The organism is Leyella stercorea (assembly GCF_021531655.1).
The window spans coordinates 34,458-50,921 of sequence record NZ_JADYUF010000014.1; the positions used below are offsets into that span (position 1 = coordinate 34,458).

16 protein-coding genes and 1 other RNA gene are annotated in these 16,464 nt (G+C 47.0%); 13 read left to right on the plus strand and 4 right to left on the minus strand.

Going from position 1 to position 16,464, the window contains the following annotated elements:
- Nucleotides 1-82: 82 nt before the first annotated feature.
- Nucleotides 83-964 (plus strand): M48 family metallopeptidase, encoded by an 882-nt coding sequence (locus tag I6E49_RS05685; RefSeq protein WP_235400946.1) that lies wholly within the window; start codon nt 83-85, stop codon nt 962-964.
- Nucleotides 965-1,021: 57 nt separating this feature from the next.
- Nucleotides 1,022-1,413, plus strand: an RNA gene (rnpB, locus tag I6E49_RS05690) — RNase P RNA component class A.
- A gap of 366 nt (nt 1,414-1,779) precedes the next feature.
- On the opposite strand, the gene I6E49_RS05695 is transcribed toward rnpB, so the two are convergent.
- The 4 genes from I6E49_RS05695 to I6E49_RS05710 form a co-directional block, all read right to left on the minus strand.
- A complete protein-coding gene (locus I6E49_RS05695; protein WP_235400947.1) occupies nt 1,780-2,280 on the minus strand; it encodes an N-acetyltransferase in 501 nt (166 codons plus the stop codon).
- A 39-nt stretch (nt 2,281-2,319) separates the two neighbouring features.
- The gene (locus tag I6E49_RS05700) at nt 2,320-3,603 is read right to left on the minus strand and encodes a Y-family DNA polymerase (RefSeq protein WP_235400948.1); all 1,284 of its coding nucleotides are present in this window, start codon (nt 3,601-3,603) and stop codon (nt 2,320-2,322) included.
- Between the two features lie 67 nt (nt 3,604-3,670).
- On the minus strand, nt 3,671-4,108 hold the full coding sequence (locus tag I6E49_RS05705; protein ID WP_235400949.1) for a LexA family protein: 438 nt from the start codon (nt 4,106-4,108) through the stop codon (nt 3,671-3,673).
- Between the two features lie 61 nt (nt 4,109-4,169).
- Nucleotides 4,170-4,994, minus strand: a complete 825-nt coding sequence (locus I6E49_RS05710; RefSeq protein WP_235400987.1) for a DUF5715 family protein — start codon at nt 4,992-4,994, stop codon at nt 4,170-4,172.
- Nucleotides 4,995-5,131: 137 nt separating this feature from the next.
- Between I6E49_RS05710 and I6E49_RS05715 the strand changes: the two genes are divergently transcribed.
- The 11 genes from I6E49_RS05715 (at nt 5,132) to miaA (ending at nt 16,416) form a co-directional block, all read left to right on the plus strand.
- Nucleotides 5,132-6,109: a PhoH family protein gene (locus I6E49_RS05715; RefSeq protein WP_235400950.1), complete on the plus strand. Its 978-nt coding sequence runs from the start codon at nt 5,132-5,134 to the stop codon at nt 6,107-6,109.
- A 26-nt stretch (nt 6,110-6,135) separates the two neighbouring features.
- A complete protein-coding gene (locus tag I6E49_RS05720; RefSeq protein WP_235400951.1) occupies nt 6,136-7,086 on the plus strand; it encodes a phosphoribosylaminoimidazolesuccinocarboxamide synthase in 951 nt (316 codons plus the stop codon).
- 105 nt (nt 7,087-7,191) lie between these two features.
- Nucleotides 7,192-7,929 carry a bifunctional demethylmenaquinone methyltransferase/2-methoxy-6-polyprenyl-1,4-benzoquinol methylase UbiE gene (ubiE, locus tag I6E49_RS05725; RefSeq protein ID WP_235400952.1) on the plus strand — a complete coding sequence of 246 codons (738 nt, stop codon included), beginning with the start codon at nt 7,192-7,194 and terminating at the stop codon, nt 7,927-7,929.
- A gap of 36 nt (nt 7,930-7,965) precedes the next feature.
- Complete coding sequence (locus tag I6E49_RS05730) at nt 7,966-8,718, plus strand: shikimate dehydrogenase family protein (protein WP_235400953.1); 753 nt, start codon at nt 7,966-7,968, stop codon at nt 8,716-8,718.
- Nucleotides 8,719-8,784: 66 nt separating this feature from the next.
- Nucleotides 8,785-9,933, plus strand: coding sequence for an AIR synthase-related protein (locus tag I6E49_RS05735; RefSeq protein WP_235400989.1), 1,149 nt, complete (start codon nt 8,785-8,787; stop codon nt 9,931-9,933).
- Nucleotides 9,934-9,993: 60 nt separating this feature from the next.
- A complete protein-coding gene (prfA, locus tag I6E49_RS05740; RefSeq protein WP_235400954.1) occupies nt 9,994-11,106 on the plus strand; it encodes a peptide chain release factor 1 in 1,113 nt (370 codons plus the stop codon).
- 63 nt (nt 11,107-11,169) lie between these two features.
- Entirely contained in the window at nt 11,170-11,997 is an 828-nt protein-coding gene (gene pyrF / locus I6E49_RS05745; protein WP_235400955.1) for an orotidine-5'-phosphate decarboxylase, read from the plus strand.
- A gap of 198 nt (nt 11,998-12,195) precedes the next feature.
- Nucleotides 12,196-13,224 (plus strand): UDP-3-O-(3-hydroxymyristoyl)glucosamine N-acyltransferase, encoded by a 1,029-nt coding sequence (lpxD, locus tag I6E49_RS05750; RefSeq protein ID WP_235400956.1) that lies wholly within the window; start codon nt 12,196-12,198, stop codon nt 13,222-13,224.
- Between the two features lie 6 nt (nt 13,225-13,230).
- Nucleotides 13,231-14,619 (plus strand): bifunctional UDP-3-O-[3-hydroxymyristoyl] N-acetylglucosamine deacetylase/3-hydroxyacyl-ACP dehydratase, encoded by a 1,389-nt coding sequence (locus I6E49_RS05755; RefSeq protein WP_235400957.1) that lies wholly within the window; start codon nt 13,231-13,233, stop codon nt 14,617-14,619.
- Between the two features lie 27 nt (nt 14,620-14,646).
- On the plus strand, nt 14,647-15,417 hold the full coding sequence (gene lpxA / locus I6E49_RS05760) for an acyl-ACP--UDP-N-acetylglucosamine O-acyltransferase (RefSeq protein WP_235400958.1): 771 nt from the start codon (nt 14,647-14,649) through the stop codon (nt 15,415-15,417).
- Between the two features lie 90 nt (nt 15,418-15,507).
- Nucleotides 15,508-16,416: a tRNA (adenosine(37)-N6)-dimethylallyltransferase MiaA gene (miaA, locus tag I6E49_RS05765; protein ID WP_235400959.1), complete on the plus strand. Its 909-nt coding sequence runs from the start codon at nt 15,508-15,510 to the stop codon at nt 16,414-16,416.
- Nucleotides 16,417-16,464: the final 48 nt, after the last annotated feature.

The window sequence follows — 16,464 nt, forward strand, 5'->3', positions numbered from 1 at the left end:
TTTTTATCTGATAAATTTCCTTTGTTTCTTATTTTTATATACTTTTGCAGCATATAATAACAACAAAAATGTCTTTTGAGTTATGAAAAAAGTAAAATTTGTATTGATGGCCCTTGTTGCCGCCATCGTTGTTTCGTGTGGCACAACACGTACTGTGCCAATTACTGGTCGCAAGCAGAACATCCTTGTGTCGGACGAGCAGGTTCTTTCGCTCAGCAATCAGGAGTATTCCGACTATATGAAGTCAGCCAAGCTCTCTACCAATGCTGCCAACACGGCAATGGTGAAGCGTGTAGGCCAGAAGCTTGCCACAGCCGTTGAGGCTTATCTCAACAATCACGGATTGGCAGCCGAGACAAAGCAGTATAGTTGGGAATTCAATCTTGTGCAGGACAAGAGTGCCAACGCTTTCTGTATGCCTGGTGGCAAGATTGTGGTGTACGAGGGATTGCTGCCTTACACTCAGAACGAGGCTTCGCTTGCCATTGTTCTCGGTCATGAGATTGCCCACGCCGTGGCCAAGCATTCGGCAGAGCAGATGAGCAAGCAGATAAAGAACCAGTATGGTACACAGATTCTCGGTTCGGTGCTCAATGCTGCCGGTGTCAGTTCGTCTACCACACAGCTGGCTCAGATTATAGCCCAGAAGGGTCTGCAGTTCAGAAGCTTGAAGTATTCGCGCGACAATGAGACTGAGGCTGACCGCATGGGACTTATCTTTGCTGCAATGGCTGGCTACGACCCGAACGTGGCAGTTAGTTTTTGGCAGCGCATGTCGCAGGGCAACAATAGCAATCAGAGCGATATGTTCAGCGACCACCCGTCAGATGCCAAGCGTATTGCTGCAATCAAGCAGGAACTGCCAGAGGCTCTAACTTACTACAATCCGCCTAAGACAACAGTAAAGAAGACAACAACTACAAAGAAGAAAACTGTACGAAAAACCACAGCGAGAAGGAAATAATCTGATTTCAGCTTCGTTTAATCCAATTTTTTGCAGTAACTTTGCATCTTAATGGAAACAGTGCCTCGGTTCTGTCGCTGCTGTGCTTGTGCGCAGGAGAGGAAAGTCCGGGCAGCATAGGGAACCCCACTTCCGAAAATAGAAGCTGTCGGCGACGGCAGGTGTCGGTAGAAGAAAACAACCGCCATGCCTTGTGTGTGGTAAGGGTGAGAAGGCGTGTGTAAGAGACCACCAGCCGATGGGCAATCATCGGGCTGTACCATCTGGGGGCTGCAAGTTCATGTATACCATCGTTTGAGGGCTTCCCGTCCGATTTCCTTTCGAGGATACGGTGGAGGGTAGAATGCTAGAGACGCAGGGCGACTTGCGTAGTAGATAAATGGCAGAAGGCTCGTACGTCAGTAATGGTGTGTGAGAAACAGAACCCGGCTTACAGAGGCACTGTTTCCATTTTTTTTCTCTCTCCCGAGGAATGTTTGGTGCGCTATAGTCACGAATTATCATTAATTGACCATGAATTATTCGTGTGATTCGTGCGATTTGTGTTGCTTCACCACGAATTTCTCTAATCCCTCGAATGTTGGGTACGCTATAGTCACGAATTATCATGAATTGACCATGAATTATTCGTGTGACTCGTGCGATTCGTGTTGTGATATTTCACCACGAATTTCTCTAATCCCACGAATGTTGGAGGCGCTTTGTCTGTCTACGTTGCAAAGGTAATACATGTGTGGCGATTGTGCAATAGATGTTACGTGTGGCGTGAGCATTTGTTACGTGTGGCGTGCGTGGTGCAATGTAAGCACGTGCGTCTACGCCCTTTGGAATGCCAGACGCTCATCACCATTGGCAACGTGAATGATTCCGCAGTATTTGAAGCCGTTCTTCTTGAGCAGGTGCTGCATTATGGTGTTGTCGCGGAAGGTGTCGATGCGTATGTTGCTACAGATGCCGAGGCTGTAGTTGAGCGCAGCGGCGAATGTGCCGTGAGTGTCGGGCAGGCTTGTGACGCGGTGAATTACATAATAAGGCAGGTCGTTGAGCCATGCTCCGTCGTAGATTTCGGAGTAGGTAGGGTCGGGGCCAGGCTTAAGGGCGAACGAACCTACGGGCTTGTCGCCAGCCAGGAGTAGATAGCAGGTGTCGGATGTGATGTCTGCCATGATGACATCTTTGCCAGGATAGCCGTCTTTCCATTGTCCGGTGTTGCCACTGTCGTGCATAATCTTTATAGCCGACTTCACCAGTTCCATGATTATTGGCAGATCGGCTTCGGTGGCGTGGCGTATTGTTAGTGTTTGTTGGGTTGCCATATTTGTTTTTCTATGATTATTGTCGAATAAACAGTCCTGTTATTTTAGCTTGATAATATCTTTCCATCGTGTTGTGGGGCATGGACTCTTGTGTTCGTGCCTTATGGCATCGGCAAACTTGCGTCCATGGGGGTATTGTTGTGACGAAAGCAGTACGGTTTCCGTCCCGTCTATCTTGTTTATCCGGTCGATTGTGGTGTCGAGCTGCGTCATGCGGTTGTGGCGTAGTGCATCGAAGGAGAACAAATCGGGCTGTATGGCTGTGTCGGGCACTACGCCGATGAGTATCACTCCAGCGCGCTTGTAATAGATGTCAGTACGATATATGCTGTGCAGGCAGGTTGTAGCAGCCTTTACGATGTCGATGGTCGACGACGATGGGGTGGGGAGGCTAAGCTCGGTCATGTTGGAGTATTGCTGCAATTCGGGCCGGAAGTGGTTGGAGTCGACAAATACGCCAACGATATTGGCAGCCGACCGCTGCTTGCGCAGTTTCTCGGCACATCGTGCGGCGTAGTTGGCTATATGTGTGCGCAGCGTGTCTAAGTCGTGTACCATTCCGTCGAAGCTGCGGCTCGTGCAGATGCTCTTCTTGCGTGCCGGCAGGTCGTCGGGTATACAGTCGGTGCCGTTGAGTTCGGCCCATGTGCGTTCAATCACCAAGTTGCGGAATGTGGAGTGTACCCACGTGGCTGAATGGCTGGTCAAGTCGTGGGCGGTGGCAATGCCTATGCTGTTGAGGCGTGCTGCGTAGCGTCTGCCGATGCCCCATACATCGCCGATGGGATAGAGCCGTGACGCCTTGATGCGGCGTTCGTCTGTGTCGATAATGCAGCAATGGTTGTAGCCAGGGTGTTTCTTGGCGAAGTGAGAAGCCATCTTGGCAAGAGTCTTTGTAGGCGCAATGCCTATGCTTACGGGCATTCCTACAGACTGCAATATACGGTCGTGGAGCTGTGTGCCCCATTGCTTGAGCTGAGTGGGCGTGAATCCGTCGAGAATGGCGAACGCCTCGTCGATGGAGTAGCGGAAGCACATGGGCGCCATGTCGCGTATGATGGTCATGACGCGTCCGGTTATTTCGCCATAAAGTTCATAGTTTGACGAGAACGCCTCAATCCTGACTCCCGGTAGCTGCTGTCGCAATTTGTAGAATGGTGTGCCGGCCTTGATGCCCAGTAGCTTTGCCTCCTTGCTTCGTGCCACGACACAACCGTCGTTGTTGGATAGCACAACGACGGGCTTGCCCTCCAGATCGGGACGGAAGACACGTTCGCAACTGACGTAGCAGTTGTCGCAATCGCATATGGCATACCATTTCATGAGTCGGGGATTATATAAACGATGTGGTGTAACAAACGATGATGTGGCTAAATGACAAGTGTAGTGGTCAGCGTCGCCATTGTTTAATGGTCCACACTACCACGCCCCATACGCGGAAGTTGTCGTCGGCATCTATGTGTATAGGGGAGTAGGCATGGTTGGCAGGCCGCAATTCAATATATCCCTCGGGCTTGTGGCTGAGGTCGATATATTTTATGGTAAACTCGCCGTTGACGAAAGCCACTATTATGTCGCCGTCGGAAGGTTGTAGCGAGCGGTCGATGACGGCAATGTCGCCGTCGCAGATGCCAGCCTCAATCATCGAGTCGCCCGACACGCGTCCGTAGAACGTAGCTTCGGGGTTCTTGATAAGGTCGCGGTTGAAGTCGAGACTGTCGTGCAGGTAGTCATCGGCAGGACTTGGAAATCCAGCCTTTATGGTAGGGGCAAGTGCCAGCGAAAGTTTGCAGGCGAAATCGCCCTTCAGAAGTTTCAATTTTTCCATTTAATATTTCGGTAGCCGATGCAGGAGTAATTATCCATAAACGTTAGGCTGTGAATAGCCGTTAATTCACCGTGATGTGAAAGCATCCTTGCTTCACTTCGTACTTTACAAGGCATCGTTTCTGCTGACGCATGTCGTTGAGCACTTCGCTCAGTACCCACTTCAGTGAATCGTTGCGTACCTGTCGGCGGCGCGGCCCTTGCGGGTCTTCAACGGTCTTATATCGGTTGTAGCAGACGTCGAACGTTGTGCCGTACAGGTGGCATGAGTTCTCTGTGGCGTTGGAGTTGTGTTGGCGTAGCTTTGCTACATCAGCCTTGCTGCGTAGCACAGATGTGACTATAATCTTGTGAAGCGGGATCTGCTTGGTCTGCAAGCTGTCGAAGAAAGCCCGTCCTATATCCTGTAGCAATTCGGAAGCTGAAGGTACCAGATAAGGGATGCTGTTGTTGAGTCGGTCAACATGAAAGAAGGGGTTGTTGCCCACATATACAAGTTCCGACTTGCGGCGTTCGGCATCCTTACGGTCGAGCACAGCCTTCACACCATGGCGTTGGGCAGCTGCAAGCTGTACATCGTTCTGGTCGGGGAAAGTGTTGCCGAAATGTGGAACGCTGTAAATACGGTTTTTCACCTGAGTTCCGTCTGCGTTAAAGAACAGCGACGGACGTCCTTTAGGCTTTACTTCTGCAACAGTAGCTGTAGCCAATTCCTCCATTCCGTCTGATTCAATCGAATCGGCAGTTGCATTAGTGCTGACCGAGTCTGCCGATGCTAATGAAGTGCCATTGCCGCAAGCGCGGTCAATGGACGCACATCTGAAAATTGCAAGCAATACAACCGTAATGCCGAATATCTGAGTATAATTCTTCTTCGTTATTTTCATCATAGTAAGTGCAAAGTTACACAAGAATGCAAATACTGCCAAAACAGAGGTAATTTATTTTTGGAAATATCTGAGTTTTTTTTTTGAATTTGTACAAAAAAACGTACCTTTGCATCTAAAATAACATATTATAAATTTTGATAGAGAAACATATCATACTTGAAGACATAGACCCAGTAGTATTTTATGGTGTGGGCAACGGACATCTGCAGATGATCAAGTCGCTCTACCCGAAACTACGTATCGTAGCGCGCGATAATGTAATACGCGTTTTGGGCGATGAAGAGGAAATGGCTTCATTCGAGGAGAATATCGAGAATATGCGCCGTCACGTGCTGAAATACAACAGCATCAGTGAAGAGGACATTCTCGACATTATAAAAGGCAAGCAGACAAAAGCCGACGGAGTAAAGGGCGTAATTGTCTACAACATATCCGGCAAGCCCATAAAATGCAAGAGCCAGAACCAGCAGCAGCTGGTTGACGCTTTCGAAAAGAACGATATGGTCTTTGCAACTGGCCCTGCAGGAACCGGCAAAACTTATCTAAGTATCGCTCTTGCCGTCAGAGCCTTGAAGGAAAAGACCATACGCAAGATAATTCTCTCGCGTCCTGCTGTGGAGGCTGGCGAAAAACTGGGATTTCTTCCTGGCGACATGAAGGACAAGATAGATCCGTATCTGCAACCGCTGTACGATGCTTTGGAAGACATGCTGCCGGCAGTAAAGCTGCAGGACATGATTGAAAAGAACGTCATACAGATAGCTCCACTTGCATTCATGCGCGGCCGTACGCTCAGCGACGCTGTAGTGATACTCGATGAGGCGCAGAACACCACACCGGCTCAGCTGCGTATGTTCCTGACACGTATGGGATGGAACACCAAGATGATTGTCACTGGAGACATGACGCAGATAGACCTGCCACGCGGACAAAAGAGCGGACTAAAGGAAGCACTCAGCATTTTAAAAGATGTGGAAGGAATAGGTTTTGTGCCATTGGAGCAGAAGGATATAGTGCGTCACAAACTCGTAACACGCATTGTCAACGCATACGAGGCTCACGACAAGAGCAATGCCGAACGAAAAGAAGGCACAGCAAATCAGAATTCATAAACAAATATAAATTTATATTAGAAAGTATGAAAGCACTTACACAAACTGATTTTCATTTTGAAGGACAGAAAAGCGTGTACCATGGTAAGGTGCGCGACGTATATGACATCAATGACGATGTCATAGTAATGGTAGCCACCGACAGAATCTCCGCTTTTGATGTGGTATTGCCGAAAGGCATACCATTCAAGGGACAAGTATTGAACCAGATTGCAGCTAAGTTCCTTGATGCAACTATCGACATCTGTCCCAACTGGAAACTTGCAACTCCCGACCCAATGGTGACAGTAGGTCTGAAGTGTGAAGGATTCCGTGTGGAAATGATTATCCGTTCTATTCTTACCGGTTCAGCATGGCGTGCCTATAAGGAGGGATGCCGTGAAATATGTGGCGTTAAGCTTCCTGAAGGAATGAAGGAAAACCAGCGTTTCCCGGAGCCAATCATCACTCCTACGACAAAGGCCGACGAGGGTCACGACCTCAATATCTCTAAGGAAGAAATTATAGCACAGGGTATTGTAAGTGCAGAGGACTATGCAGTAATGGAAGATTATACACGTCGTATCTTCCAGCGCGGTCAGGAAATGGCTGAAAAGCGTGGACTTATCCTTGTTGACACTAAGTACGAGTTTGGCAAGCGCGATGGCAAGGTCTACCTCATCGACGAAATCCACACTCCCGACTCAAGCCGCTACTTCTACGCTGACGGCTATGAGGAGAAGTTTGAGAAGGGTCTGCCACAGAAGCAGCTCTCTAAGGAATTTGTACGCCAGTGGCTCATTGAACACAACTTCATGAATGAGCCAGGACAGGTTATGCCCGAAATCACCGACGAGTATGCAGAAAGTGTAAGCGAACGCTACATCGAGCTGTACGAGCACATCACCGGTGAAAAGTTTGACAAGACTGCAGAAGACGGTGACATTGCCGCACGTATAGAAAAGAATGTAGCTTCTTACCTCGCTACACGCAAGTAGTATATGGAATGTTGGGTGATGAATGTGATCTAATGGGCTGACAATGAGGCTGACATAAATAACGTTCAACACCCAACATTTTTTGATTTCCGTAACACTGCAACAATGACATACAAACAGGAAAAGATAACCCCTTACAACAATACACAGGAAAAGGGAGAGCAAGTGGAACAGATGTTTGACAATATCGCCCACTCCTACGACAAACTCAACCACCGACTGTCTTGGAACATCGACAAGGCGTGGCGAAAGATGGCTCTCAACCGGCTGAAACCATTCAAGCCACAGCACATCCTTGACGTAGCTACAGGAACAGGCGACTTTGCCATTCAGGCTGCCGCGATGTTAAGTCCCAAGCAGCTTGTAGGAGCTGACATAAGTGAGGGGATGATGAATATCGGCAGACAGAAAGTCGACGCTCTCGGGCTGGGCGACACCATATCATTCAGTAAAGAGGACTGTATGAATCTGTCTTTTCCTGAAGACTCATTCGATGCTGTGATAGCAGCTTTCGGAATACGCAACTTCCAGAACTTGGACAAGGGACTTGAGGAGATGCACCGAGTATTGAAGAAGGGAGGACATCTCTGCATACTGGAATTGACAACACCGGTGCACTTCCCCATGCGCCAACTGTTCAAGATCTATTCGCACACAATATTGCCATTATACGGCAGAATGATTTCGGGTGATAAGACGGCTTACTCATATCTCACAGCAACAATAGAAGCGTTTCCGCAAGGAGAGGTAATGATAGGAATATTGAAAAAGGCAGGTTTTGCGGAAGCGTCATTCAAGAGGTTTACGCTTGGCATCTGCACAATGTATTTTGCAACGAAGTAAAAACATTTATTTCATAACCATCTAAAAGTAGAATATATGGACAAGTATGGATTAATAGGATTTCCATTGGGCCACTCATTCTCGGTAAGTTTCTTTAACGAGAAATTTACCAATGAGAACATAAATGCACGCTACATTAATTTTGAAATTCCACAAATAGATGAACTGCCCGAGATTCTGGCTTCAAATCCCGAACTCAAAGGACTTAATGTAACCATTCCATACAAGCAGAAGGTCATAAGCTATCTTGATGATATAAGTCCGGAAGCTAAGTCTATTGGCGCCGTAAACGTTATCAGAATTACTCACAAAGGCAAGAATCCTATCCTCAAGGGCTTCAACAGCGACGTTATCGGCTTCACAAGAAGCATCGAACCCATGCTGGAGAAATTCCATAAGAAAGCACTCATATTGGGCACGGGTGGAGCGTCGAAGGCAATAGAGTACGGACTGAATACATTGGGTCTGGAAACATTGTTCGTAAGCCGCACGAAGCGAGACGGATGCATCACATACGACGAGGTGACTCCCGAACTTGTCAAGGAATACAACGTCATCGTCAACTGCACACCGGTAGGCATGTACCCCAAAGCCGATTCTTGCCCAGACCTCCCATACGAAGCTATGGGCAGCCACAATATATTGTACGACCTTATATACAATCCCGACGAAACTCTATTCATGAAGAAGGGAGCTGAACATGGTGCCACAACAAAGAACGGACTGGAAATGCTGCTGCTTCAAGCCTTTGCCAGCTGGGACTTCTGGAACGGCGAGGAGCAACTTTAATATATATAATAAACTCAAAATCGAAACATATCAAATAATATAACAATGGACAAATCCAATAGATACATGATGCGCGGAGTCAGCGCCGCCAAGGAAGACGTACACAATGCTATAAAGAACATAGACAAGGGTCTTTATCCTCAGGCTTTCTGTAAGATTATCCCCGATATCCTGGGCGGTGATCCGGAATATTGCAATATTATGCACGCTGATGGTGCCGGTACAAAATCGTCACTTGCATATATGTACTGGAAGGAGACAGGCGACATCAGCGTATGGAAGGGCATTGCCCAGGACGCTATCGTCATGAATACCGACGACCTTCTCTGTGTAGGTGCTGTTGACAATATTCTTGTATCAAGCACTATCGGACGTAACAAGATGCTCATCCCGGGCGAGGTTATCTCGGCCATCATCAATGGCACCGACGAGCTGCTTGCCGAATTGCGCGAAATGGGAGTAGGCGTATATGCTACAGGCGGCGAGACAGCCGACGTTGGCGACCTCGTACGCACCATCATTGTCGACTCTACCGTAACTTGCCGTATGAAGCGCAAGGACGTTATCGACAATGCCAACATACGTCCGGGTGACGTTATCGTAGGACTGGCTTCTTTCGGACAGGCAACATACGAGAAGCAGTACAACGGCGGTATGGGTTCTAATGGACTGACAAGTGCCCGTCACGACGTATTCGCAAAGTATCTTGCTGAGAAATATCCTGAAAGCTACGACCACGCTGTGCCCGAGGAACTCGTTTATAGCGGCGGCTGCCGTCTGAACGACGAAGTAGAAGGCGCACCTGTAAACGCAGGCCAGCTCGTACTCTCACCTACACGTACCTACGCTCCGGTAATCAAGCGTCTGCTTGACGAACTGCGTCCTGAAATCCATGGTATGGTTCATTGCACCGGTGGCGCACAGACCAAGGTTCTGCACTTCGTAGGCGACAACTGCCGTGTTATCAAGGACAACATGTTTGCCGTTCCTCCATTGTTCCGCCTCATTCAGGAGCATAGCCAGACCGACTGGAAGGAAATGTACAAGGTATTCAACATGGGTCACCGCATGGAGATTTATGTACGTCCGGAAGTAGCCGAGAAGGTGATTGAGATCAGCAAGAGCTTCAACATCGATGCACAGATTGTAGGCCACATCGAAGAAGGTAAGCGCTCGCTGCTCATCAAGTCGGAGTATGGTGAATTTGAATATTAATAACAACTTCTACACATTTCACCACATCACCCCTGCATCATATCAACATTAATTTGACAAATGGCAGAAAACAATAATATATTAGAAAAGCTTGACGGACTGGAAGCACGCTACGAGGAAGTGTCAACCCTTATCACCGACCCTTCTGTAATTGCCGACCAGCAGCGTTACGTGAAACTGACAAAGGAATACAAGGACCTTGAGGACATCATGAAACTTCGTCAGAAGTACATCAATTGTCTTAACGGCATTGCCGAGGCAAAGGATATTATCATGAACGAGCAAGACCCTGACATGAAGGAGATGGCGCGCGAGGAACTTGCTACAAACGAAGAACTTCAGCCTCAACTTGAGGAAGAGATAAAGATTGCACTTGTACCGAAAGACCCGGAGGACGCTAAGAACGTACAGATGGAGATTCGTGCCGGTACTGGTGGCGATGAGGCTTGTCTCTTTGCAGGCGAGATATTCATGATGTACAAGAAGTATTGCGAGTCGAAGGGTTGGACTGTGTCTGTCACAAGCGAAAGCGAAGGTGCTGTAGGCGGCTTCAAGGAAATCTGCTTTGCAGTAAGCGGCGACAACGTGTACGGCACATTGAAGTATGAGTCGGGTGTTCACCGCGTACAGCGTGTCCCCGTGACAGAATCAAACGGTCGTATGCAGACTTCTGCCGCTACCGTTGCCGTTCTTCCCGAGGCCGACCCGTTTGAGGTAAATATCAACGAGGGCGAAATCAAGTGGGATACCTTCCGCTCTTCAGGTGCAGGTGGTCAGAATGTGAACAAGGTGGAGTCGGGTGTACGTGCCCGCTATATGTGGAAGAATCCTAATACCGGCGAGGTAGAGGAAATCCTCATTGAATGTACCGAGACACGTGACCAACCCAAGAACAAGGAAAGAGCTCTTGCGCGCCTGCGTACATATATCTATGATAAGGAGCACCAGAAATATGTCGACGACATTGCCAACCGTCGTAAGACTCTCGTCTCTACTGGCGACCGCTCAGCAAAGATTCGTACATACAACTTCCCGCAGGGCCGTGTCACCGACCATCGCATCGGCATGACCGTATACGACCTTCCCGGCTTCATGGGCGGCAACATTCAGTCGATGATTGACGCACTTACCGTGGCTGAGAATGCGGAGAAGATGAAAGAGAACGAACTGTAATCATCAGTTGTAACATACGTTGTAAATACTAATTGAATCATCAATTTATAAATACTAATCGTTATGAACAGATCAGAATTGGTAAATCAGATAAAGACCAAGCGCACGTTTCTGTGCGTAGGTCTTGACACCGACCTCAAGAAGGTTCCATCACATATCCTCAATGAGGAAGACCCGATATTCGCTTTCAACAAAGCCATCATCGATGCCACTGCTCCTTACTGTGTATCGTACAAGCCAAACCTCGCGTTCTATGAGGCTTTCGGCGTGAAGGGACTCATCTCGTTTGAGAAGACCATCAAGTATCTTAAAGAGAACTATCCCAACCACTTCATCGTAGCTGATGCCAAGCGTGGTGACATAGGCAACACAAGTGCAATGTACGCACGCACATTCTTCGAGGAGTACGATGTTGACTCTCTCACTGTTGCTCCTTACATGGGCGAGGATAGCGTCACCCCGTTCCTCGGATATAAGGACAAATGGGTGATTGTACTTGCTCTGACAAGCAACAAGGGCAGCTACGACTTCCAGCTTACTGAAGACAAACAGGGTGAGCGCCTCTTTGAGAAAGTGCTCCGCACATCACAGCAGTGGGGCTCGAAGGACAACATGATGTATGTAGTAGGCGCTACACAGGGTCGTATGTTTGAAGACATCCGTAAGATTGCACCCGATCACTTCCTGCTCGTTCCGGGCGTAGGTGCGCAGGGCGGTTCACTCGAAGAGGTGTGCAAATATGGTATGAATTCGGAATGCGGACTTCTGGTGAACAGCTCACGCGGCATTATCTATGCATCCAATGGCGAAGACTTTGCCGAGGTGGCTGCCCATAAGGCGCAAGAGCTGCAGAAGCAGATGGATCAAGAACTGCAAAAGTATGGCATCTAACCACAAATAAACATATTTGAGGATAGAAGTTGGCATTATTATGTTCAAAACACGAAATTAATAGTGCTAAAATGCTGTATCTACAATAAAATTTCTTATTTTTGCAAAAATAATATTATGTGTTGTGGCTAAGAGTGCTTATTCACCTATGCTACAACACTTACTAACTTATAAGAAACAAAGAATAGACATTATAAAATGGAATTTACAGCAGAACAAATCGCCAGTGTTATCGGTGGAAGAGTGGAAGGTGACAACAATGCCGCCGTACATACCTTTGCAAAGATAGAAGAAGGTGTTGAAGGAGCAATCTCGTTCCTCTCAAATCCCAAATACACCCATTACATATACGACACAAAATCATCCATTGTAATAATAAATGAGGATGTAGAACTGGAAAAACCAGTTGCTACAACACTCATACGAGTAAAGAATGCCTATGAATGTATAGCCAAACTTCTGCAGATATACGAGGCAAGCAAGCCCAAAAAGACAGGTATCGCACCACAAGCCTACATAGCTCCAACTGCTAAAGTCGGCAAAGACTGTTATGTAGGACCGTTTGCATGTATTGGCGAAAATACTGTTATAGGTGACAACTGCCAGATATATCCGCATGCAGTTGTTGGTGATAACGTGAAAATAGGTTCTGGCTGTATAATCTATCCCAATACAACAATCTATCAAGGTTGCAAATTGGGAAATAATGTCACATTGCACGCAGGTAGCGTTGTCGGATCTGACGGATTCGGATTCGCACCTAATGCTGATGGCTACGACAAGATTCCGCAGATAGGAATTGTAACTATCGAGGACAATGTAGAAATCGGAGCTAATACCTGTGTTGACCGTTCTACAATGGGTTCTACCATTATACGTAAGGGTGTGAAACTTGACAACCTTGTACAGGTAGCGCACAATGTGGAAATAGGTGAGAATACTGTGATGTCTGCCCAAGTAGGTATTGCGGGCAGTACAAAGGTAGGTTCATGGTGTATGTTTGGCGGTCAGGTAGGACTTGCCGGCCACATTACCATCGGCAACAAGACCTTCCTCGGTGCACAATCAGGCGTACCAGGAAGTCTTAAGGGTGGGGAGGAACTTATCGGAACTCCTCCGATGAATCCACGTGCCTACTTCAAGTCACAAGCTATTTTCCGCCGTCTGCCCGAAATGTACAAAGACCTGGCAGACATTAAAAAGGAAATTGAACAACTGAAAAAATAAAAATATATGTCATCAAAACAGAAGACACTAAAGGGTAGTTTCTCCCTGTGCGGCAAAGGACTTCACACAGGTTTGAGCCTTACAGTCACATTCAATCCAGCTCCTGAGAACTCCGGATATAAGATACAACGAATTGACATTGACGGAATGCCAACAATTCAGGCTATTGCCGAGAATGTAGTAGACACACAGCGTGGCACAGTATTAGGCAAGGATGATGTACGTGTTTCTACCATCGAGCATGGTATGTCAGCACTCTATGCTATGGGTATTGACAACTGTCTTATTCAGGTAAATGGTCCTGAATTCCCTATTCTCGATGGCAGCGCAGCCTTGTATGTTCAGAAAATCAATGAAATTGGTGTTGAAGAACAGAATGCACCTAAGGACTGGTATATCATCCGTCATAAGATAGAAGTGAAGGATGAAGAGACTGGTTCTTGCATCACTATTCTGCCTGACGAGGAATTCTCACTCACAGCAATGTGCTCATTCAATTCTAAATTCATCAACTCACAGTTTGCTACACTTGACTGTGTGGAGAAATTTGCTGAAGAGATAGCTCCGGCACGCACATTCGTCTTCGTTCGTGACATCGAACCTCTGCTTAAGGCCAACCTTATTAAGGGTGGCGACTTGGACAATGCCATCGTTATATACGAGAAGCAGACCACACAGGAGCGTCTTGATTCATTGGCCGACATGCTTAAGGTGGAGCGTCGTGATGCAAACGAATTGGGCTACATACAGCACAAGCCTCTGGTATGGGAGAATGAGTGTACACGACACAAGTTGCTTGACATCATTGGCGATATGGCGCTTATCGGCAAGCCTATCAAGGGACGCATCATTGCAACACGCCCTGGCCACACCATCAACAACAAGTTTGCACGTCAGATGCGTCGCGAGATTCGCAAGCACGAGATTCAGGCTCCGATATACGATCCGAATGAAGCTCCCATAATGGACAACATCAGAATACGTGAGCTTCTGCCTCATCGTTATCCTATGCAGCTTGTTGACAAGGTGGTAGCTCTTGGTGCTACAAGCATTGTGGGTGTGAAGAACGTTACAGCCAATGAACCTTTCTTTACTGGCCACTTCCCGCAGGAGCCGGTAATGCCAGGTGTGCTTCAGATTGAGGCAATGGCACAATGTGGCGGTCTGCTCGTACTCAACACTCTTGAGGAGCCAGAGCGTTGGTCTACATATTTCATGAAGATTGACGACGTGAAATTCCGCCAGAAGGTGGTCCCAGGAGACACATTGCTCTTCAAGGTTGACTTGCTTTCACCATTGCGTCATGGCATCTCATCAATGAAAGGCTATGTATTTGTAGGCGACCATGTGGTGTCAGAAGCAACATTTACAGCTCAGATTGTAAAGAACAAGTAGAATTCAATTCAAAAAAATAACTTCAAGATGAATCAGATAAGCCCCTTAGCATACGTCCATCCCGACGCAAAGCTCGGTGACAACAATATCATTGGCCCTTTCTGCTACATTGACCGTAATGTAGAAATCGGTGACAATAATGTTATGCAGAACAGCGTAACTATTCACGTAGGAGCACGCATCGGAAATGGCAATGAGTTCTTCCCGGGTGCAAGCATCTCTACCAAGCCGCAGGATTTGAAATTCAGAGGCGAGGAAACAATCTGCCGTGTTGGCGACAACAACAGCATACGCGAGAATGTAACTATCTCGCGTGGTACAGCTTCAAGAGGCGAGACTGTGGTAGGTTCAAACAATCTGCTTATGGAGTGCGTACACGTAGCTCACGACTGTGTTCTCGGTAGCGGCCTGATTATTGGCAACTCTACCAAACTTGCCGGTGAGGTTGTTGTGGACGACAATGCTATTATTTCTGCAAACGTTCTATGCCATCAGTTCTGCCGAATAGGTGGATATGTGATGATTCAGGGTGGATGCCGATTCAGCCAGGACATTCCTCCGTTCATCATCGCTGGCAAGGAACCTACAAAATATTGTGGATTGAATCTTGTCGGACTCCGTCGTCGCGGATTCTCTAACGAGAAGATTGACCTTATCCACAATGCTTATCGCAAACTCTACTCTAAGGGTATAATGTCTGAAGGCATTCAGGAGATTAAGAACGAGCTTGAGGTTACTAATGAAGTTCAATACATTATTGATTTCGTGGAATCTTCTAAGAGAGGTATCATACGCTAAACGTATTAATCAAATAAAGGGAGCTAAGTAGAATGGTAAAAGACAAGAGTCTACTTAACTCCCGTTTTTTATATTCACATAAAGACAATAATGAGCAAGAAACTTATTGTTATTGTAGGTCCCACTGGTGTAGGAAAGACGGAATTATGTTTGCAAATTGCCGAACATCTCAATATTCCTATAGTCAATGCCGACTCGCGTCAGATTTTCAGCGAAATACCAATTGGAACAGCAGCCCCTACACCAGAGCAACAGCAGCGTGTGAAGCATTATTTTGTAGGCAATCATCATCTTGAAGATTATTATAGCGCTTCGTTGTTCGAAGAAGATGTTATGCAACTTCTTACCGACAATCTCTTCAATACCTCGGATGTGGCGCTTATGAGTGGAGGCTCTATGATGTACATAGACGCTGTATGCAATGGTATTGATGACATACCGACAATCGACGACAATACACGTGAATGGATGAAACAGCGATTGGAAACAGAAGGGTTGCCCAGGCTTGTCGAAGAACTTAAACTTTTAGATCCTGAGCATTGGAAGATTGTCGACCGCAACAACCCACGCCGTGTCGTGCATGCTTTGGAAATATGCCATATGACGGGGAAGACTTACACTTCATTCAGGCAGAACGCCAAGAAACAACGTCCGTTTGACATAATAAAGATAGGTCTGAACCGCGACCGTGAAGAATTGTACAATCGTATTAATGCGCGCGTGCTTCAAATATTTGACGAAGGACTTGTAGACGAAGCACTTGCCGTATACGACAAGCGAGGCCTCAACTCATTGAACACAGTAGGCTACAAGGAGACCTTCGAATATCTTGATGGACTTATAACCATCGATCAATGTATATTCAACATACAAAGCAATAGCCGACGCTACTGTCGTAAACAGCAGACATGGTTCAAGCGGGATAAGAATATCATGTGGTTCCATCCCGACAATATTAAAGAAATCATAAATTATATAGACAACCAACTGATAGGTTAAACTATTTTCGTACATTTGCAAGATAATATACCAAGATTAGCAAACAAA